Origin of the sequence: Actibacterium sp. 188UL27-1, from assembly GCF_016901225.1 — a bacterium.
In the GTDB taxonomy this organism is placed as follows: domain Bacteria; phylum Pseudomonadota; class Alphaproteobacteria; order Rhodobacterales; family Rhodobacteraceae; genus 188UL27-1.
The window spans coordinates 95,014-117,464 of record NZ_JAFEUL010000003.1 but is presented as its reverse complement, the minus strand read 5'-3'; the positions used below and the strand labels follow the sequence as shown (position 1 = coordinate 117,464).

Annotated in this window: 16 protein-coding genes; 7 read left to right on the top strand and 9 right to left on the bottom strand. The window is 61.0% G+C overall.

The annotated features are described in order from the left end of the window. Positions 1 to 16: 16 nt before the first annotated feature. The gene (gene yaaA, locus IU397_RS05850) at positions 17 to 805 is read left to right on the top strand and encodes a peroxide stress protein YaaA (RefSeq protein ID WP_204411713.1); all 789 of its coding nucleotides are present in this window, start codon (positions 17 to 19) and stop codon (positions 803 to 805) included. On the opposite strand, the gene IU397_RS05845 is transcribed toward yaaA, so the two are convergent. Together IU397_RS05845 and IU397_RS05840 are read right to left on the bottom strand one after the other, a co-directional pair. Further along, positions 778 to 1,311: a VOC family protein gene (locus tag IU397_RS05845; RefSeq protein WP_239479638.1), complete on the bottom strand. Its 534-nt coding sequence runs from the start codon at positions 1,309 to 1,311 to the stop codon at positions 778 to 780. The genes yaaA and IU397_RS05845 overlap by 28 nt on opposite strands. A gap of 31 nt (positions 1,312 to 1,342) precedes the next feature. Then, positions 1,343 to 4,132, bottom strand: a complete 2,790-nt coding sequence (locus IU397_RS05840) for an ATP-binding protein (RefSeq protein WP_204411711.1) — start codon at positions 4,130 to 4,132, stop codon at positions 1,343 to 1,345. Between the two features lie 160 nt (positions 4,133 to 4,292). Between IU397_RS05840 and IU397_RS05835 the strand changes: the two genes are divergently transcribed. Both IU397_RS05835 and pbpC read left to right on the top strand, forming a co-directional pair. Continuing rightward, a complete protein-coding gene (locus tag IU397_RS05835; RefSeq protein WP_204411710.1) occupies positions 4,293 to 9,719 on the top strand; it encodes an alpha-2-macroglobulin family protein in 5,427 nt (1,808 codons plus the stop codon). A gap of 17 nt (positions 9,720 to 9,736) precedes the next feature. Then, positions 9,737 to 11,746 carry a penicillin-binding protein 1C gene (gene pbpC, locus IU397_RS05830; RefSeq protein ID WP_239479637.1) on the top strand — a complete coding sequence of 670 codons (2,010 nt, stop codon included), beginning with the start codon at positions 9,737 to 9,739 and terminating at the stop codon, positions 11,744 to 11,746. Positions 11,747 to 11,762: 16 nt separating this feature from the next. Here pbpC and IU397_RS05825 read toward each other — a convergent pair whose 3' ends face one another. The 6 genes from IU397_RS05825 to IU397_RS05800 all read right to left on the bottom strand — a co-directional run bounded on the left by IU397_RS05825 (position 11,763) and on the right by IU397_RS05800 (position 16,177). Further along, the gene (locus IU397_RS05825) at positions 11,763 to 12,941 is read right to left on the bottom strand and encodes an acetyl-CoA C-acyltransferase family protein (RefSeq protein WP_204411706.1); all 1,179 of its coding nucleotides are present in this window, start codon (positions 12,939 to 12,941) and stop codon (positions 11,763 to 11,765) included. 128 nt (positions 12,942 to 13,069) lie between these two features. Then, entirely contained in the window at positions 13,070 to 13,519 is a 450-nt protein-coding gene (gene rnhA, locus IU397_RS05820) for a ribonuclease HI (RefSeq protein ID WP_204411705.1), read from the bottom strand. Beyond that, entirely contained in the window at positions 13,512 to 14,102 is a 591-nt protein-coding gene (locus IU397_RS05815; protein WP_204411703.1) for a bifunctional 2-polyprenyl-6-hydroxyphenol methylase/3-demethylubiquinol 3-O-methyltransferase UbiG, read from the bottom strand. Before IU397_RS05815 ends, rnhA begins: the two co-directional genes overlap by 8 nt. Then, entirely contained in the window at positions 14,102 to 14,563 is a 462-nt protein-coding gene (locus IU397_RS05810; protein ID WP_204411701.1) for a DUF3429 domain-containing protein, read from the bottom strand. Before IU397_RS05810 ends, IU397_RS05815 begins: the two co-directional genes overlap by 1 nt. A 5-nt stretch (positions 14,564 to 14,568) precedes the next feature. After that, positions 14,569 to 15,519, bottom strand: coding sequence for a 4-hydroxy-3-methylbut-2-enyl diphosphate reductase (gene ispH, locus IU397_RS05805; protein ID WP_204411699.1), 951 nt, complete (start codon positions 15,517 to 15,519; stop codon positions 14,569 to 14,571). Between the two features lie 82 nt (positions 15,520 to 15,601). Next, the gene (locus IU397_RS05800; protein WP_204411697.1) at positions 15,602 to 16,177 is read right to left on the bottom strand and encodes an NYN domain-containing protein; all 576 of its coding nucleotides are present in this window, start codon (positions 16,175 to 16,177) and stop codon (positions 15,602 to 15,604) included. A 93-nt stretch (positions 16,178 to 16,270) separates the two neighbouring features. Here IU397_RS05800 and folK point away from each other — a divergent pair, with 93 nt between their 5' ends. Genes folK through IU397_RS05780 form a run of 4 tightly spaced genes read left to right on the top strand, consistent with a single transcriptional unit; the run spans position 16,271 to position 20,110 of the window. Further along, positions 16,271 to 16,894 (top strand): 2-amino-4-hydroxy-6-hydroxymethyldihydropteridine diphosphokinase, encoded by a 624-nt coding sequence (gene folK, locus IU397_RS05795; RefSeq protein ID WP_204411695.1) that lies wholly within the window; start codon positions 16,271 to 16,273, stop codon positions 16,892 to 16,894. 39 nt (positions 16,895 to 16,933) lie between these two features. Next, the gene (rpoZ, locus tag IU397_RS05790; protein WP_204411693.1) at positions 16,934 to 17,290 is read left to right on the top strand and encodes a DNA-directed RNA polymerase subunit omega; all 357 of its coding nucleotides are present in this window, start codon (positions 16,934 to 16,936) and stop codon (positions 17,288 to 17,290) included. A gap of 13 nt (positions 17,291 to 17,303) precedes the next feature. Then, positions 17,304 to 19,442 carry a bifunctional (p)ppGpp synthetase/guanosine-3',5'-bis(diphosphate) 3'-pyrophosphohydrolase gene (locus IU397_RS05785; RefSeq protein WP_204411691.1) on the top strand — a complete coding sequence of 713 codons (2,139 nt, stop codon included), beginning with the start codon at positions 17,304 to 17,306 and terminating at the stop codon, positions 19,440 to 19,442. Positions 19,443 to 19,462: 20 nt separating this feature from the next. Further along, positions 19,463 to 20,110: a DUF2062 domain-containing protein gene (locus IU397_RS05780; RefSeq protein ID WP_204411689.1), complete on the top strand. Its 648-nt coding sequence runs from the start codon at positions 19,463 to 19,465 to the stop codon at positions 20,108 to 20,110. 98 nt (positions 20,111 to 20,208) lie between these two features. On the opposite strand, the gene IU397_RS05775 is transcribed toward IU397_RS05780, so the two are convergent. Next, a complete protein-coding gene (locus tag IU397_RS05775) occupies positions 20,209 to 22,278 on the bottom strand; it encodes a TonB-dependent receptor domain-containing protein (protein WP_204411688.1) in 2,070 nt (689 codons plus the stop codon). Positions 22,279 to 22,451: the final 173 nt, after the last annotated feature.

Below are 22,451 nucleotides of genomic sequence, written 5' to 3'. Positions count from 1 at the left end.
CAAAGGAGCGGTGCCCATGCTTGTGGTGATTTCCCCAGCGAAACGTTTGGATTGGTCAGAGGTGCCGGAGATCGCGGCGACGGTTCCCGCCTATCTGGGTGACGCGAATGCGCTGGCAGGCTATGCGCGCAAGTTATCGAAGCCGAAGTTACAGCAGCTGATGGGGATCAGCACCGATCTGGCAAAGCTGAACCAGGAGCGGTTTAGCGACTTCGCGGATGCCCCCGCAGCGCAGGCGGTGCGGCCTGCCGCCCGTGCCTTTGCTGGTGATACCTATGCCGGGCTTGAGGCCGGGACGTTGGATGCCGATGCCATGCGGTGGGCGCAAGATCACCTGCGCATCCTGTCTGGTCTATATGGGTTGTTGCGCCCCTGCGACGGGATCCAGCCCTACCGGTTGGAGATGGGCAGCAAGCTCAAGACCCGGCGTGGCGGGTCGCTTTATGATTACTGGGGAGATCAGTTGAGCCGTGGCTTAAACGAGGCCGCTGCCCATTGCGGTGCCGAAGTTCTGGTGAATTGCGCCAGTCAGGAATATTTTGGGGCCGTCGATCTGGATGCCTTGGCCTTGCGCGTGATCACGCCCGTCTTCATGGAAGATCGCCCTGGTGGGCCAAAGATTATCAGCTTTGCCGCCAAAAAGGCCCGGGGTGCGATGGCGCGCTTCGTCGTGGAGCATCGGCTGACCGATCCCGAGGAGTTGAAAGGCTTTGCGACGGGCGGTTACACGTTTCAGCCGGGGATGAGCGACGGGGACCGGTGGGTGTTCCTGCGGCTTCAGGACGGATCCTTGAACGCCGCGTGATAGGCCACCAATTCAACAGTGTTGCCTTCGGGATCCTGGGTGAAAATCCCGCGCCAGCCGACCCAACCAAAGGTTTCGATCCGATAGGGTTGGTCATGGCGGTCATACCAGGCCATGACGGCATCCTGTTCGGCATGGGGCACCGTTAGCGCCAGGTGATGCAAGGAGGACCGCGGCCCGGTTTCTGGCGGTATTTGTGCCGTGGGATGCAGGCCGGGGCGAGGCGTCGCGGCGTTGCAAAACAGGGCCAGGACGGCGGTATGGCCCCCGAACCCTTCGGCGATCCGGAAAAACACAATCGGATCATCGTCGGCACCGCTCAACCGGTCCAACCCGATGATATCTTCGTAAAAGCGGGCCATCTTGCCCATACCCGCGCATCTGATGGCAATCTCGCCCAAGGCGCGGGGTTTGAACCCTCGATCCGTCATGCGCGAAGGGTGAAGACGACCGGGGGGAGAGGCAACCCCCAATCCGTTCTGGGTGTGCTGAGCAGTAGGTCGCATAGGCCTGTCTGGACAGCAGACGTGGTCAAGATTAGGCGGCAGTCGTCTGCTTGGCGTCCTGAAGCGGTGCGAACCCCCGGGGGTGGTGATCATGGATGTGGCCGGTAATCGCGCTTTTTTTCAAGGGCTTGGTCAGGTAGTGATCCAGCCCGGCCTCCAGGATATCATCGGCATCCCCCGCCATGGCATGGGCCGTCAAAGCAACGATTGGGACTCGGGCGGGAACCATATCTGCGGGCGCCATGCCCTCCGCCTCCAATTGGCGAATGGCGCCGGTGGCCTGCTTGCCATCCATCTCTGGCATGGAAATGTCCATGAAGATCAGATGTGGCCTGAAGGTCTGAAACGCCTCGACCGCCAGCCGCCCGTTTTCGACCATCATCAGATCGATGTTGAGCGCCTTGATCATCTTGCGAAAGACCAGCTGATTGGTCCGGTTATCCTCGGCCGCGAGAACCCGCATGGGGGCAGCGGCCGCAGCAACAGATGCCTCCGCGGCCGTGATCACCTGAGCCGGTTCCGGTTCGGGTGAACTGACCGGCATCTCTTCCGATCGGTCAAGGGTAGGAACGCTTTCTTCAGCCGCGGGTTCATCCAGCTGCGGCACTTCTACCGGTTGCGGTTCAACGTCACCGTCGGGCCGGTCATCGGGTACGCTGGCACGTTCGGATTGGCGTTGTTCCGGCACAGGCTCTGCAAGGTCCGATACGTTCGGTAACTCTATCGCAGGGTCGGCCTGCTTGTCAGATGTGGCTTCGTCCCCGGGCGGCGCGCGGCGGATCGCCTGGAATACGGGCAAGGCTGCTTCGGCGGTTGTCTCTTCCGGGGGTTCAGGCGGGTTGGGTGCGGCACGGCGTGACGAGAAGGAGACCGGCATTGGCGTGCTATCCTCTGCCTCGGCCGGAGAAACAAGGGAGGTCGCGCTATTGTCGGTGTCGCTCAGGTCATGCGCGACAGATGAGGTCTGATCATCGACCGGATCGGTGGGGTCGACATTGCTGCCCTGTTCTTGTTCCAGATCGGCGTCCCAGACCTGGGTCAAATCTGGGGCCGCGTCATCCGCGACCGCCTCGATCACCTCTTGCGGCAGGGTTTCCAGCAGATTGGCCAACCGGAACGGTCGGCGGCGCACCTGAAGGTCGAGCGCGTCAGCCGCTGCCTGATCCACGGTTGCCGAGGACTCTGTCACCAAAAAGATCGGGGATGTCACACCGAAATCCCGGAGGCTTTGCGCCACAACACTGCCATCGCAATCCGGCAATTTATGCGCAACGATACACAGGTCGAACGCCGTATCCCCGGCCAGAAGCGACTGCGCGGCGGCCCCTTCAGTGCACAAGGTTGCCGTCGCACCCAATTGATCGAACCGGCGACACAGGATCGACGCTTCAAGCTCCCGATGATCAACCACCAGAACGCGGTCCATTCCCCCGGGCAGGCTGCGATCCAATTGCGGTTCGGTCCCGTCGATGTTCAGGTTCAAACGGAAGCCGAAAGAGCTGCCTTCATGGAGAACCGAGTTGACCCAGATCTCCCCCTCCATCAGCGTGATGAGCTGCTTGGAGATCGCCAGCCCCAGTCCGGTGCCATCAAACTTGCGGTTACGCTCATTTTCGACTTGGTTGAACTGTTCAAACACATGGTCGAGCTTGTCCGCCGGGATACCGATCCCGGTATCCTCCACCACGATACGGATATCGGCCTGACCCGTGGCATCATCCGTGGCCCCCACGACGCGGATAATGACATGTCCGGTTTGGGTGAATTTGACAGCATTGCCCACCAAATTGGTCAGCACCTGGCGCAACCGACCCGGATCCCCCTCGACCCGGCTGGGCAGGAAGATGTCGTAATCGACCACCAGTTCCAGCCCCTTGTCCTGCACGGTGGGGTCAAGAAGCAGCGCAACCTGGTGGATCAGGTGTTCAAGGTCAAAGAATTCGGTCCGCAATTCCATCTTTTCGGCTTCGAGTTTTGAGAAGTCGAGGACATCGTTGATAATCCCCAACAGAGCCTCCCCGGAATTGCGGATTGTGTCGACGTATAGACGTTCTTCGTCGTCCAACTCCCCTTCGGCCAAAAGATCGGCCATGCCGACCACACCGTTCATCGGGGTGCGCAGTTCATGGCTCATATTGGCGAGAAAGGCCGATTTTGCGCGGGTTGCGGTTTCTGCCTTCTGGCGGGCCTCTTCCAATTCGCGCTCCCGCTCCATCTGTTCGGTGACGTCGATGGCAAGGGTGACGGTATCACGGGTTTCGGCCCGCCGGTCATGGACCGTGATATAGCGGCCATCCCACAACCGCAGGGTCATATCCTCAATCTCCTCCCGGTCCCAGCGGCTGAGCATCTGATCGATCCATTCGGTCCGGGAGAGGCCGGCGTGATCGATCACCCCTTCTTCGACACCAAGTTTCAGAACCTCGGTGTAACTGATGCCGGGCGCGATGTCCTTCAAACCGTCGAACAAGGCAAACCAGGCGCTGTTGGCAGAAATCAGACAATCCTGCGCATCAAAAATCGCGATGCCGTCGGTGATCGCCTCCATCGAATGGAGCAGGCGCTTGTTGGTGATCGTCACCTCTTGTGTGGCCTGGGCAAGATGCGCCTTGGTTTCGGTATTCTGCGTTTTGAGCGCGGCGGCTTCCGTCCGGATCGTATCGATATCGCGGCGCTGCTCCACAACCTGATCGGACAGGGCGCGTGCGTGGTAAGACAGCTTGCGATTGGCTTCGAACAATTCCTTGCTTTTCAATTCAAGCATACGTTCCGCAGCCAGACGCGCGCGGCGTTCCGAAGCAATCTTGTCTGTCAAACTCATACCGAGGTCCGTTTTCTACAGGCTTAGCCGTGGGGCTGACATTTGCCGCACACTGCCAAGACAGGGTGAACAAGCCCTTAAAGACGGATGCAGGAATCGTTGCCAATCGGGCGGGGACCATGCCACCTTGCCCCCACATTCAGCAGATCGGAGTTATTTCATGCGGCAAATTTTGCTTGGCCTGCTTTGCCTTGGTGCCTTTCCTTTATGGGCGCAGACCACGCCGGTGCCCGAAAAACGGGTCGCGGTGACACGGGATGTGGATTTTTATGGTGCCGATCTGCGCAACATTTTCGACACCACCCTGGAAGCGTGTGAAAAAGCCTGTCTGAGCGATGCCAATTGCAAGGCATTCACCTTTAACACCCGGTCGAATGCATGTTTTCCCAAATCGGATGTGACCCGGCAGGAGCCGTATCAAGGGGCCATTTCGGCCCAGATCATCGCGACCCAGCCCGCCATCTTGCAAAGCGCCGATCAAAGGGCCGACGAGCTGAATTTCCTGTCCGCGGCCGATCTGGAACGCGCGCGCGCCTTTGCCGTGGGGATGGGCCGACGCCACCAGCCCGGCGTCGCCACGGTAGAGGATATGGTGCGCAGTGCCAGCCAGGCGCGGGACGAGAAACGCCACCTGGACGCCTTGCGCTGGACCGGTGCCGTGATCAGCCGCACCGATCTGGCCAACCATTGGCTGGATTACGCGACCGATGCCAGCAATCACGCCCGCAGCAACCAGCAAAAGCGCCGGGAGTTTCGGAACAGGGCCGTTCATGCCGCAATCAACGGATATCTGCGATCCGATACGCCCGAGATACAGGGCCGCCTTCTGACAACCCTCGCCGGCGCGCTTGAAGTTGCGGGCCGGGGGCGCGACATGATCCCGGCGCTGAAGCTGGCACAGACGATTGCGCCCAGTGCCACGACGGATGCCCGACTGGATGACGCAATCGGTAAATACGGGTTCCGTATTACCGAGCATCGGGTGGAAAGCGATGCTGCCAACCCGCGTATCTGTGTCGTCTTGTCCGAAGATCTGGACAAGGCGCTGGACTACACGCCCTATATCCGCCTGCCGGGTCAGCAATTTGCGGTGACCGCAACCCAGCGCGAGATTTGTGTTGCCGGGCTGAACCACGGCACGCGCTACAACCTGACCTTTCGGGCAGGCTTGCCATCGGCCGCCGGGGACGGTTTGGCCAAGGATATCGCGCTGAATCTTTATGTCCGGGACCGGGCGCAAAGCGTGCGGTTTCCGGGTCGGGCCTATGTGCTGCCACGCTCTCTTGATGCGGCTTTGCCCATTGTGACGGTCAATACAGATGAGGTCGATCTGACCATGCGCCGGGTGAGTGAACGCAACGTGCTGCGGGTCATGCAAGACGGCTTTTTCGGACGGCCACTGGCAGCCTATCAGGAACAGCAGTTTTCCGGCAATCTGGCTGAGCAGGTCTGGTCGGGCACAGGCGAGACGGGCAATGACCTGAACGCCGATGTGACAACGCGCCTGCCGCTGGGGGATGTGATCACGGATCTGCCTGCGGGCCTTTACGCGCTGCAGGCCCGCGTTCCGGGGGCCGACCCCTATGACAAACCGGCGGCGACGCAATGGTTTGTCATCTCGGACCTTGGGGTTGCCACCATGGCGGGAACGGACGGATTGCATGTCTTTGTTCGAAGTCTTGGATCGGCAGAGCCGCGCGCCGGGCTGACGGTGACACTGTTGTCCCGCGCAAACCGGGAGATCGCAACCGCCACAACCGATGATCGGGGCTATGCCGTCTTTGGCTCTGCCTTGACCCTGGGCGAAGGAAGCGCGGCACCGGGATTGCTGACCGTTGCGGATGGCACCGAAGACATCGTTTTCCTGTCCATGACCGACCCTGAATTCGATCTGTCTGATCGGGGTGTCGAGGGGCGTGCACCATCCGGCCCGATTGACCTTTTTCTGGCGACCGACCGCGGGGCCTATCGCGCGGGCGAGACGATATATGCCACGGCCCTGGTGCGGGACAACCGGGCCGATGCGCTGGTGGGCGTGCCGTTGACCGCTGTGCTGACACGGCCCGACGGGGTGGAATACAGTCGCCATGTCTCAACCGATGACAAGGCGGGCGGGCATGTCTTTGCCCTGCCCATTGCCGGTGCCGCGCCGCGTGGCACCTGGACCTTGCGCACATATACCGACCCCGATGCCGCACCCTTGGCGACGCGGCAGATACTGGTCGAGGATTTCCTGCCCGAACGGATCGACGTCGACCTGTCCCTGCCGGAGGGGACGCTGCGGGTGGGTGACACACCGCCGCTGGGTGTGGATGTGCAGTACCTTTTCGGAGCGCCGGGCGCGGGGCTGAAGGTGGAAGGGGATCTGCTGTTGCAACAGGCCGCTGGATTAGATGGTTTTCCCGGATATCGCTTTGGCCGCCATGACGAGAGCTTTCCCCCACGTCTGGAGGTGCTGGGTCTGGCTACGACGAATGACAAGGGCGCGGCGACGCTGGCCGTGCAATTGCCGCAGATCAGCGCGATCCGCCCGTTTGAGGCCCGTATGACGGTGCGCGTCGCCGAGGGATCGGGCCGCCCGGTGGAGCGCAGCATCACCCGGACGCTTGCCCCCGCCCAACCCCTGATCGGGATCAGACCGGCCTTTGACGGCACCTTGCCCGGAGGCGGGGAAGCCGCCTTTACCTTGATTGGCGTGGGTGCAGATGGCGCCCCTCGGGACATGCGCGTCAAATGGCAGGTCAATCGCATCGAGACCCGCTATCAATGGTATTCAAACTCTGGTCGCTGGAATTGGGAACCAACGACGACCCGCACCCGCATTACCAACGGCGAGGCGCAGGTGGGCCAACCTGTCGAGGTCACGGCCGGGCTTGACTGGGGCAGCTATGAATTGGTGGTCGAACGGATCGATGGGCCCTACACGGCATCGTCGGTGGGCTTCTCTGCCGGGTGGTACGCGGCAGCGGATGCAGCCTCCACCCCCGACACGTTGGAATTGTCGCTGGACAAGACCCGCTATGCCCCGGGCGACACGGCACAATTGCGGCTGGTGCCGCGCTATGCGGGCAAGGCGCTGGTCACTGTCATGTCTGACCGGCTGATCGACATGACGACCGTCGAGGTGGCCGAGGGGGAGAACCTGATCGACCTGTCAGTGACCGATGATTGGGGCGCTGGTGTCTATGTGACGGCAACCGTGATCCGCCCTATGGACGTCGCTGCCGGGCGCAACCCGGCCCGCGCCCTTGGTCTCCAATATGCCGGGGTCGAGGCGCCGGACAAACGGTTGGATGTCACCTTTGATGTTCTGCCCGAGGCGCAGCCCCGGCAACCGCTGGACGTCGCGCTTAAGGTGGATGGGGTGCAACCTGGGGAGACGGCCTATGTCACGCTCGCCGCCGTGGATGTCGGCATCCTGAACCTGACCGGATTTGAGCCGCCGGATGCCGTGGGCCACTATCTGGGCCAGCGCCGCTTGGGCATGGGGCTGCGCGATATCTATGGGCGGCTGATCGACGGGATGAACGGCGCCATGGGGGCTGTCCGGTCCGGCGGGGACGCAACCCGAGGTATGGGCACTCAGGCCCCGCCCCCGACGGAGGAATTGCTTGCCTATTTCACCGGTCCCCTGACGGTGGGCGCGGATGGCATGGCGCGGGCATCGTTTGAGCTTCCGGCCTTCAATGGCACGGTCAAGCTGATGGCCGTCGCCTGGAGCGATACAGCCACCGGGAATGCCGATACAGAGGTCCTGGTACGCGATCCCGTTGTCGTCACGGCCTCCCTGCCGCGGTTTCTGGCCCCCGGGGATCAAAGCCGGATCCTCCTGGAAATCGTCCATGCCGATGGCCCGGCCGGTGATATGGCATTGACTGTGGCGGGGTCTGGTCTGATGGCTCGCCCTGTTTCCGAAACGGTTACGCTGGCGGAACGGGGCAAGGCAACGCTGGAGGTTCCGATTACCGCCAACCGGGCGGGTCTTTACACATCCGACATCATGCTCACGACACCGGACGGGAAGGTCCTGACCAAGACGGTGACCGTGCCTGTGCAACTGAATGACCCGGAAGTCGCGCGCACGTCCCGCTTTAAACTGGCGGCAGGCGACACGTTCACGCTGAGCAAGGACATCTTTGCCGACATGCATCCGGGCACGGGCACGGCAACCCTTGCGCTGGGTCCCATGGGCACGTTCGATGCGCCGGGCCTGCTGCAATCGCTGGACAGCTACCCCTATGGCTGTACCGAACAGACGACCAGTCGCGCGATGCCGCTCCTGTATATGGATCAGGTAGCGACGGCGATGGGCCTGGGCGACCGCGATGACCTGAAAACCCGGATCGACCGATCTGTCACCCGGGTTCTGGCACGGCAAAGCACCTCTGGCGGGTTCGGTCTGTGGCGCGCACGCAGTGGTGATTTCTGGCTGGATGCTTATGTCACCGACTTTTTGAGCCGCGCGCGCGCCCAAGGTTATACCGTGCCCGATGTGGCGTTCACCGCGGCGGTCGACAATCTGAGCAACCGGGTGAACTACGCCCCCGATTTTGGCGGGGAGGCCCGAGGGGGTGAGGATATCGCCTATGCCCTGATGGTCCTGGCCCGCGAGGGTAAGGCCGCCATGGGTGACCTGCGTTATTATGCAGACGTCAAACGGCGCGATTTTCCCACGCCGCTGGCCAGTGCCCAGCTTGGCGCAGCCCTTGCCCTTTATGGCGATCAACGCCGGGCTGATGCGATGTTCGCGCAAGCCGGGGCGCAACTGGCCCAGCGGATGGGGGATGAAACCCGCCAATTGTGGCGTAGTGACTATGGCACCAATTTGCGCGATGCCGCTGCCGTGCTGACCCTGGCAACCGAGGCAGGCTCGACCGCGCTGAACACCGATGCGCTGATCACCCGCGTCTCTTCCCCCGGGCGGGTCCGGTCGACACAGGAACAGGTCTGGACGCTGCTTGCTGCCAATGCGCTGATCGATGCGGCACCCACTGGTGGGTTCACGATCAATGGTGCCCCGGTTGAGGGGCCGCTTGTGCCCGTGTTGCGGGATCAGACGGACACAGCCCCGCTTGATATCCGCAACGGCAGCGCGACCGAGGCTACATTGACCCTCACCACCTTTGGCGTGCCCACGATCCCCGAACCTAAAGGCGGCAACGGCTATGCGATTGATCGAACCTATTTCACGACCCAAGGGGAGCCGGTCGATCCCTCTGCTGTCCCCGCGGGGACACGGCTGGTGACGGTGCTATCGATCACACCCTTCGCCGCATCGGAGGCACGGTTGATGGTCAATGATCCACTCCCGGCCGGGTTTGAAATCGACAATCCCAGCCTTTTGCGCAGCGGTGACCTGAAAGGGTTTGACTGGTTGGAGACAGCGCCCACACGCCATTCGGAGTTTCGCCAGGACCGGTTCTTGACGGCAATCGACTGGCGGTCGGACAAGCCGTTCAAGCTGGCCTATGTGGTCCGCGCGATCTCGGCCGGGGATTACCACCATCCCGCCGCATCGGTCGAAGACATGTACCGCCCGCAATATCGCGCACAGACAGATACGGGCCGGGTCACCATCACCCCATGAGGCGCACGGCGCTTCTGATGGCTGCGGCCCTGCTGGGGGTCGCCGGGGGGCTGCGCGATGCCGCGGATCGTTGGATCGATGCGACGGTGTTGCCCCCGTTGACGGCTGAAACCTCGGTCGAGGTTCTGGATCGCGATGGTCACTTGCTGCGGGCCTACACGGTGGCTGATGGTCGTTGGCGGCTGAAAACGGCGCTGGACCAGGTCGACCCGGCCTATATCGACATGTTGATCGCCTATGAAGACCAGCGGTTTTACCGCCATACCGGTGTTGATCCGCGCGCCATGGTGCGCGCCGGGTGGCAGGCTGTGTGGAACGGGCGGGTGATCTCGGGCGGATCCACCCTGACGATGCAGACCGCGCGGTTGCTGGAGGAAAGCGGAACCGGCCAATGGGATGGCAAGCTGCGCCAGATGCGGGTGGCCCTGGCGCTGGAGCGGCGCCTGCGTAAGGATCAGATTCTGACGCTGTATCTGAACCATGCCCCCATGGGCGGCAATATCGAGGGGGTCCGCGCCGCGACCCGTGCCTGGTTTGGCAAGCCCGCCCATCGGCTGACCCCGGCGGAGGCTGCTTTGCTGGTGGCCCTGCCCCAATCCCCCGAAACCCGAAGGCCCGACCGGTTTGCAGGGTCGGCCAAAGCCGCGCGAGATCGTGTTTTGGCCCGGGTCGCTGGGTCTGGTGTGATCCGGGACGAGGCCGCGCAATCTGCCATGCTAAGCCCGGTGCCCACGGCCCGCCGCCCGGTGCCGCAACTGGCCCCCCATGTTGCCGACCGGTTGCGCCGACAAGACCCGGTGGCTCAGGTGCATCGCACAACCTTGCGCGCGCCACTGCAACGCCGACTGCAGCGGTTGATGCGGGACGCGGCAGAGCGCGCCGGGCCGAACCTGTCTGCCGCGATGATCGTCGCCGATCACGGAACCGGAGAGATCCTGGCCTCTATCGGCTCCCCCGATATCGGATCGACCCGGCGGCAGGGCGCGGTCGACATGACCCGCGCTGTCCGGTCCCCCGGATCGACGCTGAAACCGCTCATCTACGCTTTGGCCTTTGACGAGGGGCTGGCCCATCCCGAGACATTGATCGAGGATCGGCCAACTGCCTTTGGCGGCTACGCACCGCAGAATTTCGATGGTCAGTTTCGGGGGACGATCCGGGTGCGACAGGCGCTGCAACTGTCGCTGAACATCCCGGCTGTGATGTTGACAGAGCGTCTGGGCCCGTCTGCCCTGACAGCTGCCCTGACCCGGGCCGGGATCGATCCTGTATTCCCCGGTGGCAAGCCGGGCCTCGCCGTAGCCTTGGGCGGTGTTGGGCTGACCCTGACGGATCTGACACAGCTGTATGCTGGCACCGCCAATAGGGGGCGTGCGCCGGTCTTGCATGTCAAAGCGGCGGCGGGGGACGGGACGCGCCGGGTAATCTCGCCCGAGGCGGCGTGGCAGGTCACCAACATTCTGGCCGGTTTGCCGCCACCCGCCCATGCCGCGCACAGGGTGATCGCCCACAAGACCGGCACCAGCTATGGCCACCGCGATGCCTGGGCGATTGGATATGACGGACAGCATGTGATTGGCGTCTGGCTGGGGCGCCCGGATGGCAGCCCGGTGCCCGGCGCGTTCGGGGGTGATCTGGCCGCGCCCGTCCTGTTCGAGGCGTTCGGTCACCTGAAAGCGCGCCACGACCCGTTACCCAGCCCCCCGCCTTCGGTCCTGATGGTGCACAATACCGAATTGCCCCAGCCCTTGCGGCGCTTTGCGCATCGTCAGGATCAGGCGGCCCTGTCGGATGGGCCAAAGCTCGCCTTTCCGCCGGACGGGGCGGAATTGGAGCGGTTGGACAGCCTGACCCTGAAAGTGCGCGACGGGACCCCACCCTTTACCTGGCTGGCCAATGGCGCCCCTCTTGTGACCCGGGCGCATCGTCGGGAGGTATCGATTGATGCCCCGCTGGAGGGTTATCTGAGCCTGTCGGTCGTCGATGCCCAGGGCCGGGCGGCGCGCGCCCGGATCCGCCTGAGATAGAAAGGCCAGGACTGGGTCAATGCAGACGTTCGATGGCCAGTGCGATGCCCTGGCCGCCGCCGATGCACATCGTGATCAAGGCCTTGTCAGCGCCCGAACGCTCCAATTCATAAAGCGCTTTTACCGTCAGGATCGCACCGGTCGCGCCAACGGGGTGGCCCAGGGCGATGGCCCCGCCATTGGGGTTCACCCGCGCGCCATCCAGACCAAGGCCCTGATTAACGGCAAGGGCCTGGGCCGCGAATGCCTCATTCGACTCGATCACGCCAAAATCCTCGGTGGCCAGACCTGTGCGATCCAGCAACCGTTCAACGGCGGGGATGGGCCCGATCCCCATCACCTCGGGGCGGACACCGGCATGGGCATAGCCAAGGATCCGGGCGCGCGGTTTCAGGCCAGCCGTATCCGCCGCGTCGGCACGGGCCAGAACCAAGGCAGCAGCACCGTCATTAATGCCGCTGGCATTGCCTGCTGTCACGCTGCCCTCTTTGCGGAAGGCAGGGCGCAGCCCGGCAAGGGCTTCGGCACTGGTGGCTTTGGGGTGTTCATCCGTATCAAAGGGGACCATATCGCGCTTGCGGCGCACGTCGATGGGGATGATCTGGTCGGCAAAGCGTCCCTCCGCGATTGCCGCGGCGGCGCGGGTCTGGCTTTCCAGCGCAAAGGCATCCTGCGCCTCCCGGCTGATCTGATGCTCGGCGGCGACATTCTCAGCCGTGACGCCCATATGGCCCGTCCCGAACGGGCAATGGAGCGCGCCGATCATCATATCGACCATCTTGGTATCGCCCATCTTTTGGCCGAACCGCGCGGCTTGCACGGCGTGGGGCGCACAGCTCATGCTTTCTGCCCCACCGGCCAGGCCATATTCCGCATCCCCCAGGGCTAGGGCCTGAATGACACTGACCAGCGCCTGGGCCCCCGAACCGCAGAGCCGGTTGACGTTCATCGCCGGAGTGGTGTCGGGTACGCCCGCCTCCATCGCGGCGGCACGGCTGAGATACATGTCGCGCGGTTCGGTGTTGATCACATGGCCATAGGCGACATGGCCGATCTGGCCGCCCTCGACACCCGCGCGTTCAAGGGCGGCACGCGCGACATGGGCACCGGTTTCAATCGGTGAGACTGCGGACAGCGCGCCGCCAAAGGTGCCGATGGCGGTGCGCGCGCCACTCAGGATGACGATCTCGTCCATATCAATTCCCCTCACAGATTGATCGATGTCATATCCCCAAACTGTAGACGCCTGCACGCGGGCAAACAAATGGCAGCCGGGCAATCGGGGACGCTACGCTGCGTCCGACCCCGCGCCTTGTATTGATGTTACTTGAATGGCTGCATCCCAGCGCGGGCTAGTTCATCGGCGCGTTCATTTTCCGGATGGCCCGCATGGCCCTTGACCCATTCCCAGGTGACGTGATGGCGGGCCTGCGCCTCATCCAATCGCTGCCACAGCTCGACATTCTTGACGGGCTTTTTGCTGGCGGTTCTCCAGCCATTGCGCTTCCAGCCATGGATCCACTGGGTGACGCCGTTCTTGACATAGGCACTATCGGTCACAACCGTGATCTCGCTGTTGCGGGTCAGGCTTTCCAATGCGTGGATGGCCGCCAAAAGCTCCATCCGATTGTTGGTCGTTTCGGCCTCACCGCCCGAAAGGGTGCGCTCCTTCAGAACCGTTTCGCCATCGCGGGCAATCAGCAATGCGCCCCAACCGCCGGGGCCGGGATTGCCGCTGCAGGCCCCGTCAGTATAGGCAAAAAGATCAGGCATAGGCGGTCTGAATGATCCAAGGCTCCCGGGCGCCGGCCATTCCCATCGCATCCCCAAGGTCGGATTTGGTGACGCTGAACCCGGCCTGTGAGAGCAGATCCGTCAGCTCATTCTCCCTGTAATAGGCATAGTGGCGACCCAGGCTGTCGCGCCCTTCACCGGTGCCCTGTTTCATGCCGATATGCAGGCGCGCGCCCGGTTTGGCGGCTGTGTGAAGGGCTGCCAGATGCCCTGGAAACTTGGCGCGGGGGGCGTGAAGCAGGCTGAAATTGGCCCAAATGCCATCATATATCTTGGTGCCTTCGATCTGATCAAAACTGGCGACGCGCACGGTTACGCCAAACTGGGCCTTGGCCTGGGCCGCCATACCCGCGGAGGCATCGACGGCATCAACCGTCAAACCCGCCGCTATCATCCGGGCCGCGGTGCGGCCTGGACCGCATCCCAATTCAAGGACATGGGCACCGGCAGGCATTTCCGCCAGAAACGCATCGAGCCGCGGGTCAGGCCGATCCGTGGCAAAGCGTTTGGCGTAATCGGCGGCCTGCATATCATAGACGCCCAGTGTCTGTTCATCGCTCATCAGCCGGTCCCCGCCACGATGCCGAGGCACAAAACCACAATCACGGTAAGCGGGATGCGCAGCGCCATCCACCACGGCGGTGCGACCTTGTTGGACCACAAAAGGTAGTCAATGGCCAAGACGGCGACATAACCGGCGATCAGATTGATGCTGGTGCTGACTGGTCCGTTGCCGACAAAGAAAAAGGCCCACAACGCTGGCACGACCGCTATGCCGTAGCCCATTGGGCCCAGTTCGACCTCTGATTTGGCGACCAAGCCCCAAAGCGCCCCCGACATGAAACACAGGATGACCGTGCCATAGGACAGCAGCACAAACGGGCCAACAAAGCGCGGGCCGATTGTGTTCATCGTAATCTCGAACAGCGCGGGCACCCACATCGTGCCAAGCCCCCACAGAAAGGGAAGCACACCAGCAGCACCCAACAAAAGCGCCGCGCGGGGGACGGGGTGAGCAAACATCGGGGTCAGGCGGGTTCGCGCAAGACGCGGGGCACCTTGAATTCCACGTTCTCCACCGCGGTCTCCACCAATTCGATGGTCACGGCGAAGCGATCACGAAGGGCATCGACGACCTCATTCACCAGAACTTCGGGGGCAGAGGCTCCTGCGGTGATGCCCAGGGTTCCGATCCCCTCCAATGCGCGCCAGTCAATATCGGTGGCACGTTGGACCAGTTGGGCATAGCCGCAGCCCGCCCGGGCACCAACCTCGACCAGCCGTTTGGAATTGGAGGAGTTGGGAGCACCTACGACCAAGATCGCATCGGCACGGGGCGCCATCGCCTTGACCGCCTCCTGCCGGTTGGTCGTGGCATAACAGATGTCTTCTTTGTGCGGTCCTTCGATGGCAGGAAAGCGCGCCTGGAGGGCAGCGACCACCTCGGCCGTGTCATCTATACTGAGCGTGGTTTGCGTTACAAATGCCAACCGTTCAGGATCGCGCACCTCGACCGTGGCGACATCAGCAGGCGTTTCGACCAGCAAGACATCTCCGGCGGGCAATTGTCCCATCGTTCCGACGGTTTCGGGATGGCCCGCATGTCCGATCATGATCAGTTGCAGCCCGCGTTCAGCGTGGCGGGCCGCCTCAATATGCACCTTGGAGACCAACGGGCAGGTCGCATCGACATAAAGCATCTGTCGCTGCGCAGCTTCGGCAGGCACTGATTTCGGGACGCCATGGGCGGAAAAGACGACGGGCCTGTCTGTTGGGCATTCGGACAGTTCCTTGACGAAGACGGCGCCTTTGTCGCGAAGCCCATCCACCACGAATTTATTATGCACGATTTCGTGCCGGACATAGACAGGGGCGCCCCATTTCTCCAACGCCATCTCGACGATCTTAATGGCACGATCAACGCCCGCACAAAAACCGCGCGGGGCTGCCATGAGGATGGTCAGTGGGGGCTTGGTCATGGGCAACTCTCCTGTCGCTCAAGACGTAAGATGATGTGGGAGGGCCGTAAAGCCCTGCGCGTGGCGCAATGGGTCGCGGGGATTACTCCCGCGCCATTTCTTCGGTCATCATCCCTTCGGGTCGCGGCTCACGCGGGGGGCGGCCTATGACCTCTTTCAGTTCATCCAGTTCGATGAAATTGTCCGCCTGGCGGCGCAGCTCATCGGCAATCATCGGTGGTTGGCTGCGAATGGTCGACACAACCGACACGCGCACCCCAAGGCGCTGCAGGCTTTCAACCAGCGGGCGAAAATCTCCATCGCCCGAAAACAGCACGATATGATCGACATGTGGGGCCAGTTCCATGGCATCGACGCAAAGTTCGATATCCATGTTACCCTTCACCTTGCGGCGGCCCTGGCTGTCGACATATTCCTTAGCGGGTTTGGTCACCATGGAGAACCCGTTATAGTGCAGCCAATCCACGAGTGGGCGGATCGGGGAGTAGTCGTCATTTTCAAGCAGCGCTGTATAGTAGAAGGCGCGCAGCAGCTTTCCCCGGCGCATGAATTCCTGCCGTAGCAGCTTGTAGTCGATGTCAAAACCGAGAGATTTAGCTGCCGCGTAGAGGTTCGATCCATCAATGAACAGCGCCAGCCGTTCGTCGCGGTAGAACATAAAATTTCCTTTCTATATATGCCCGCAACGGATCGTTGAGTGAGTGGGTAGGCGATCCACCTAGGGCCTTCTAAGAATTAGGGGAAAATCAGGATGTCGCAACCCTCGCAATGTCACAGAATCGACACATGCGCAATAATCGCCTTAGGGTCTAACGTCACGTCAAGACACGGATCGCCAAAGTCAACCATAAATACCGCAATCACATCTCTGAATAATGATTCGCTTATAGTTTTAGCAGAAAGTCGCTTGTATTCGACCCCATGCATGCCGATTGGTGCAGGACCCGATTATATTAATGCGGTTGTTGTCATCACGACAGGCTTATCGGCATCGGCGCTTTTGAGCGAGTTGAACCGGATCGAAGCAGAATTTGACCGCCAACGAACCAATCGCTGGGCTGCGCGGACGCTTGATTTGGATCTGATCGACTATAATGGTCAGATATACCCCGATGCTAATGTTTATTCGAAATGGCGTGACCTTTCCGTTGATTTGCAGGCGCATACCGCACCTGATCAGCTTATTCTGCCGCATCCGCGCATTCAGGATCGCGCGTTTGTCCTTGTGCCGCTTTGCGATGTCGCACCGAATTGGGCCCATCCCGTCACCGGCCAAACGGCACGACAGATGTTGGGCGCCCTGCCGTTGGATGACGTCGCGGCTGTCAAGCCCATTTCGGCACAAGCCCTTGTCAAGACAGGGACAGAGGAGTAACAGGGCAGCCTTACACACCCGGATTTACTGGAGTTTCGAATGGCACGCGTGACCGTTGAAGACTGCGTCGACAAGGTTCCCAATCGATTTGAATTGGTGATGCTGGCTGCCCATCGGGCACGGGAAATCTCGTCCGGTGCATCGCTGACTGTGGATCGCGACAATGACAAGAACCCGGTGGTGAGCCTGCGCGAGATCGCGGATGAGACACAACTTGCGGATGATCTGCGTGAGCGCATGATCGAAGCGAACCAGACCCAGATCGAGGTTGATGAGCCTGAAGACGACGCCATGGCCTTGTTGATGGGTGGTGCAGAACCTGACCGCCCCGAGCCAGACGACATGTCCGAAGAAAAGCTGCTGCGCGCCCTGATGGAAGCGCAAGGCCAGGGCTGATCGCCCGCGAAGGATGCTTCAGGAGGTCGCCCTTAGCGCTGATGACCTGATCGGTCTGGTGGCAGCCTACAATCCCAAAACCGATGCTGACCGCATTCGCGCCGCCTATGAGTTCGGCGCGAGTATGCATGACGGTCAATTTCGCCATTCCGGTGAGCCGTATTTCACCCATCCGGTCACCGTTGCTGCCCTTTTGACCGAGCAGCGGTTGGATGACGCAACGATCATCACAGCGCTGCTTCACGACACGATTGAGGACACCAAGGCCAACTTTGCCGATATCTCCCGTCAGTTCGGACGCGAGATCGCGGAGCTTGTGGATGGCGTCACCAAGCTGACCAACCTGCAACTGAGTTCGACAGAAACAAAGCAGGCCGAGAACTTTCGCAAATTGTTCATCGCCATGTCGCGGGACATGCGCGTGATCCTGGTCAAGCTGGCCGACCGGCTGCACAACATGCGGACGATTAAATATCAGCGGCCTGAAAAGCAGGTTCAAAAGTCGCGCGAGACGATGGATATCTATGCGCCACTGGCCGGACGCATGGGGATGCAATGGATGCGGGACGAGTTGGAGGATCTGTCTTTTCAGGTGCTCAACTCGGATCGGCGCAATTCGATCATGCGCCGCTTTGTGACCCTACGCAAAGAATCCGGTGATGTGATCGAAAAGATCACCACCGATCTGAAGCTGGAGTTGAAGAAGGCGCATATCAGTGCCCAGGTCAGTGGGCGGGCAAAGCGACCATATTCGATCTGGCGCAAGATGGAGCAGAAGGGCCAGGGATTTTCCCGGCTGGCCGATATCTATGGCTTTCGTATCATTACCGAAAACCGCGAAGATTGTTACCGCGTGCTGGGGGCCATTCATGCACGTTGGACAGCCGTGCCTGGCCGGTTCAAGGACTATATCAGCCAGCCGAAAAGCAATGGCTATCGCTCGATCCACACGACGGTGTCCGGTCGGGATGGTAAGCTGGTGGAAATGCAGATCCGCACACGCGAGATGAATGATGTGGCCGAAAGTGGCGTTGCGGCGCATTGGTCCTACCGCGATGGCGTTCGGTCAGAGAACCCGTTCGCCGTGGACCCCGCCAACTGGCTGAAAAGCCTGACCGAGCGGTTCGACGAAGCCGACCATGACGAGTTTCTGGAGCATGTGAAGCTTGAGATGTACTCGGATCAGGTCTTTTGTTTCACGCCCAAGGGGGATGTGATCAAACTGCCGCGCGGAGCCACGCCGATCGACTATGCCTACGGTATACACACCAGCATCGGGGACCGGTGTGTGGGGGCCAAGGTCGACGGGTTGCGGGTGCCGCTTTGGACCCGACTGAAAAACGGCCAATCGGTTGAGATCATCACCGCTGAAGGTCAGCGCCCGCAATCGACATGGCTGGACATCGCCACGACTGGACGGGCCAAACAGGCGATCCGCAGATCCCTGCGCGCCGAAGATCGCGAGCGCTTCATCAAGCTGGGTCGCGAATTGGCCCGCGTCGCATTCGAGCACATGGGCAAGGATGCCACGCCCAAGGCGTTGGCCACAGCTGCCCGTCGGTTGGGCCTGTCGGATCGGGATGAGCTTTTGGCACAACTGGGCAGTGCGGAACTGGCGGCGCGCGATGTCGTCTCGGCGCTTTATCCCAATCTTGTGACATCCCCTGCAGTGGAGGAGATCACGCGCGACCGTGCCGTTCTTGGCCTGGCCTCTGATCAGACCTCAACCAGGGCCAATTGTTGCAAACCGATCCCTGGTGAGCGAATCGTCGGGATCACCTATCGCGGCAAGGGTGTGGTCGTACATGCCATCGATTGCCCGGTTCTAGTGGAGGTTGAAGACCAGCCGGATCGCTGGGTCGACCTGCATTGGCATGCCGGACCCCATGCCCCCGCCTATGATGTGACCCTTGAATTGACGATTTCGAACGATGCGGGGGTGCTGGGCCGGATCTGTACCTTGATCGGCGAGCAGAAGGCCAATATCTCTGACCTTAACTTTATTGATCGAAAGCCGGATTTTTACCGTTTGCGAATAGACCTACATCTAAGAGATGTCGAACATTTGCATATGGTCATGACTGCACTCGAAGCTGAAAGTAACGTTGCGGCTCTGCATCGCTTCCGTGATATGGCACGGAAGCCGTCATAACTAGTTGGAGGTGAAGCTGCTTGGTTTTCAAGCGTCGGGATAAAAGGAGCTGGGGGCGGCTGTGCATCGAGACGCTTTGGCCGCGTGGCGGCTGGGGACGTGCGGCGCAGTATATCCGCCACCGCGTCCGGCGTCTTCCCGACAGCCCGGAACGCATTGCGCGCGGCATTTTCATCGGCGTCTTCACCACTTTTACCCCACTATACGGGCTTCACTTTCTGGTTGCGGCGATCATCGCAAAGATCCTGCGCGGCAATGTGCTGGCAGCCATTCTGGCGACCTTTTTCAGCAACCCGATCACGATCATTCCGATCGGAGCGATATCGCTTGGAACGGGGCATTTCCTTTTGGGGACCAAGCCAGCCCGCGAAACCGGCAAGACAGTAGGAGAACGCTTTCTGGAGGCGGGCGCCGATCTGTGGCACAATTTCAAGGCCGTCTTCACCGCCAAACAAGCCCATTGGACGGGCCTGCAGGATTTCTACACCGAAGTCTTCGTGCCCTACACGATCGGTGGTCTGGCTCCCGGTGTGATCGCGGGCGTGGTCGCCTATTATCTGTCGCTGCCGATCATTGCGGCTTATCAGAACAGGCGCCGCGGGATGTTGCAGGACAAGCTAACCCGATTGGGGCCCGCCGCAGCCAAGAAGCCCGGTGCGGCGGAGTAGCTATCTGACCTTTCGGGGGAAACGTTGGTCCCCTCGGACCAAAAGCCATGGTCCCGATCCATTGCCCTACCAAAGACAAGGGCAGAGGATCCGGACGGTTAAAAGGTGCGGGCCAGGGTCACCTTGATGTTGCGGCCCGGCGCTGGGCGGGTTGACAGGTGGCGGGTATACTCGCGGTCAAAAAGGTTTTCGACGCCAATCCGCAGTTCCGACCCCTCCAACACACCTGCTTGCGGCTGATAGGTGGCGCGCAGGTTATGGACGGCAAAACCAGCGCTTGGGTCAGTGGTCCGCGTCATGCGTTGATCGGCGACCATCTCCCAGCTTAGGTCCAGTGCCTCGCCAAAGCGGCGGCCGAGGGTCAATTGCAGCCCATCCGCCGGAATATTGCGCCAATCCGCAGTGCTGCCATTCAACCGCTGTTCCGTACCACGCGTCACGTTTGCGTTCAGGTCAACGTAAAATCCGCTCTGCATGGCATAGGAGGCCTCAAGCTCGATCCCGCGGGTTTCGATATCCTCGGGATAGACCGAGGCGGGTACGCCCGTGATCTGTTGATTGCCCGGTACCGTGTAAGAGGTCACATCCCAGATGCGCGTGTTGTAGATGTTAGCCTTGATTGCAAACGTATCGCCGCTGCGGAACACATCCTGACCCTCGTAGGAGCCGCCAAATTCCAGTGTCCTCGCCTTTTCACTTTGGGTCATCAGGGTGGCATTGCCCAGGTCATCGATGATCGGCAGGCTTTCGGTGTAGGCCGCACTTCCAAAGAGGGCAAAGCCATTGCCAAACGCATATCGAACAGACAGACCACCCATGACCGCGTCATTGTCAAACGTGCCGTCATTGGGCGATGTCGACCCTTCGATCTGCGAGCTTTCGTAGCGTAGGGCAGGGGTGATCGTCCAATCCTCGCCAATGCGCATGTCATTGACGGCAAACAGCGCCCAGCGATTGTCGATCCCGCCAGGAGCAGAGTCCGCGTTCAACCGTTCACGCCGAATGAACTCAACGCCCATCCGCAATTCGTGATTTACCGCCCCCGTGGCGAAAAGGCTGGTGTTGCGGACCGTGAGCTTGGTTGTCTCATATTGCTGATCGGCGTTCACCACTGGAAACCCGCCCACCGGAAAACCACCGGTCAGACCACAGGGATTGGTCGGCCGATCGCAAATCGAACTGCCGGACACGTATTCTTGGTCGATGCTCTGATCTGCGTAGGACAGGGTCACATCCAGATCGACCATGTCATTGTCGGCCGGATTGAATTGGTAGCGCAGCACCGCAGTACGTGAATCCGTGTCACGATCAACATTTCCAAAGACCGCATCGGTCGTCAGGAAGGTGTCATATTGAACATCGCGGTCGCTTGCCGTTGTCTCGCTATATTTGAAGGTGAGGCGTTGATCCCCATTGGTGCCGAACGTGTAGGTCCCCTTGACCATGCCAGAGGGAAGCTGGAAATCGCTGTTGCCAATGGTATTCCCGGCGCCGTCGGTTTGAAGGTCCTGCTCTCGCCACACGAACTGACCCAGCACCTCAAAATCATCCGTGGGCTGCCAGGCAAAAATGCTGGAGCTTGTGATGCCGTCACCATTGCTGCCAAATTGCAGGGATTGGCGAAATCGGAAACCAATCTCTCGGTCCGTGAAATCGGAGGCGTCCTTGGTTTCCAGTTCGACCAGACCGCCGATAATGCCTGAGCCGTATTCAAAGGTGCCGATCGTGCCACGGAACACGCGGACAGATCTGAACAATTCCGGGTCCGTGAAAAGCTGGGTCCCGATGCGGTAGATCTCTTCGGATCCGACCAAGGCACCGTCGACAACAATTCCCACCTTCTGATCCGTGCCAAAGGTACTGTTGGCCCCGAAACCGCGGATATTGATACCCGATCCCTGGGGTGTTGACCCGTTCACCAGATTTACACCGGGCACAGAGTCGATCAGTTCTGCCACAGTGCCGGCCTGCCGGTCGTTGATCTCCTCTTGATCGACTTCCGTGACGGCGGCGGCGGTGTCGGTCTGCACCTCGCGCTTACTTTCACCAATGGTGATGGTCCCCAGGTCAAAGCCGTCCTGATCTTGCGCCCGGGCCGCCGGGCCAACAAGCATGATCAAAATGGTCGCCAATAGACTGTGCGCAGCGCGCCTGTCCGAAATATCCATGTCATCCCTCGCAAACAGATCAAGTGACCGGTGCTTGCGAAAAAGCTGGCGTTCCGATGTCTGGTTTTCCCCATGGCGACAAAGCGCCTCTTGCGTCCATAAATTAACCCAAGTAAAAGTGTCAACAATACAAATACCATCGGATCAGCCACGCCGCAGGACGGCGCAAGCCA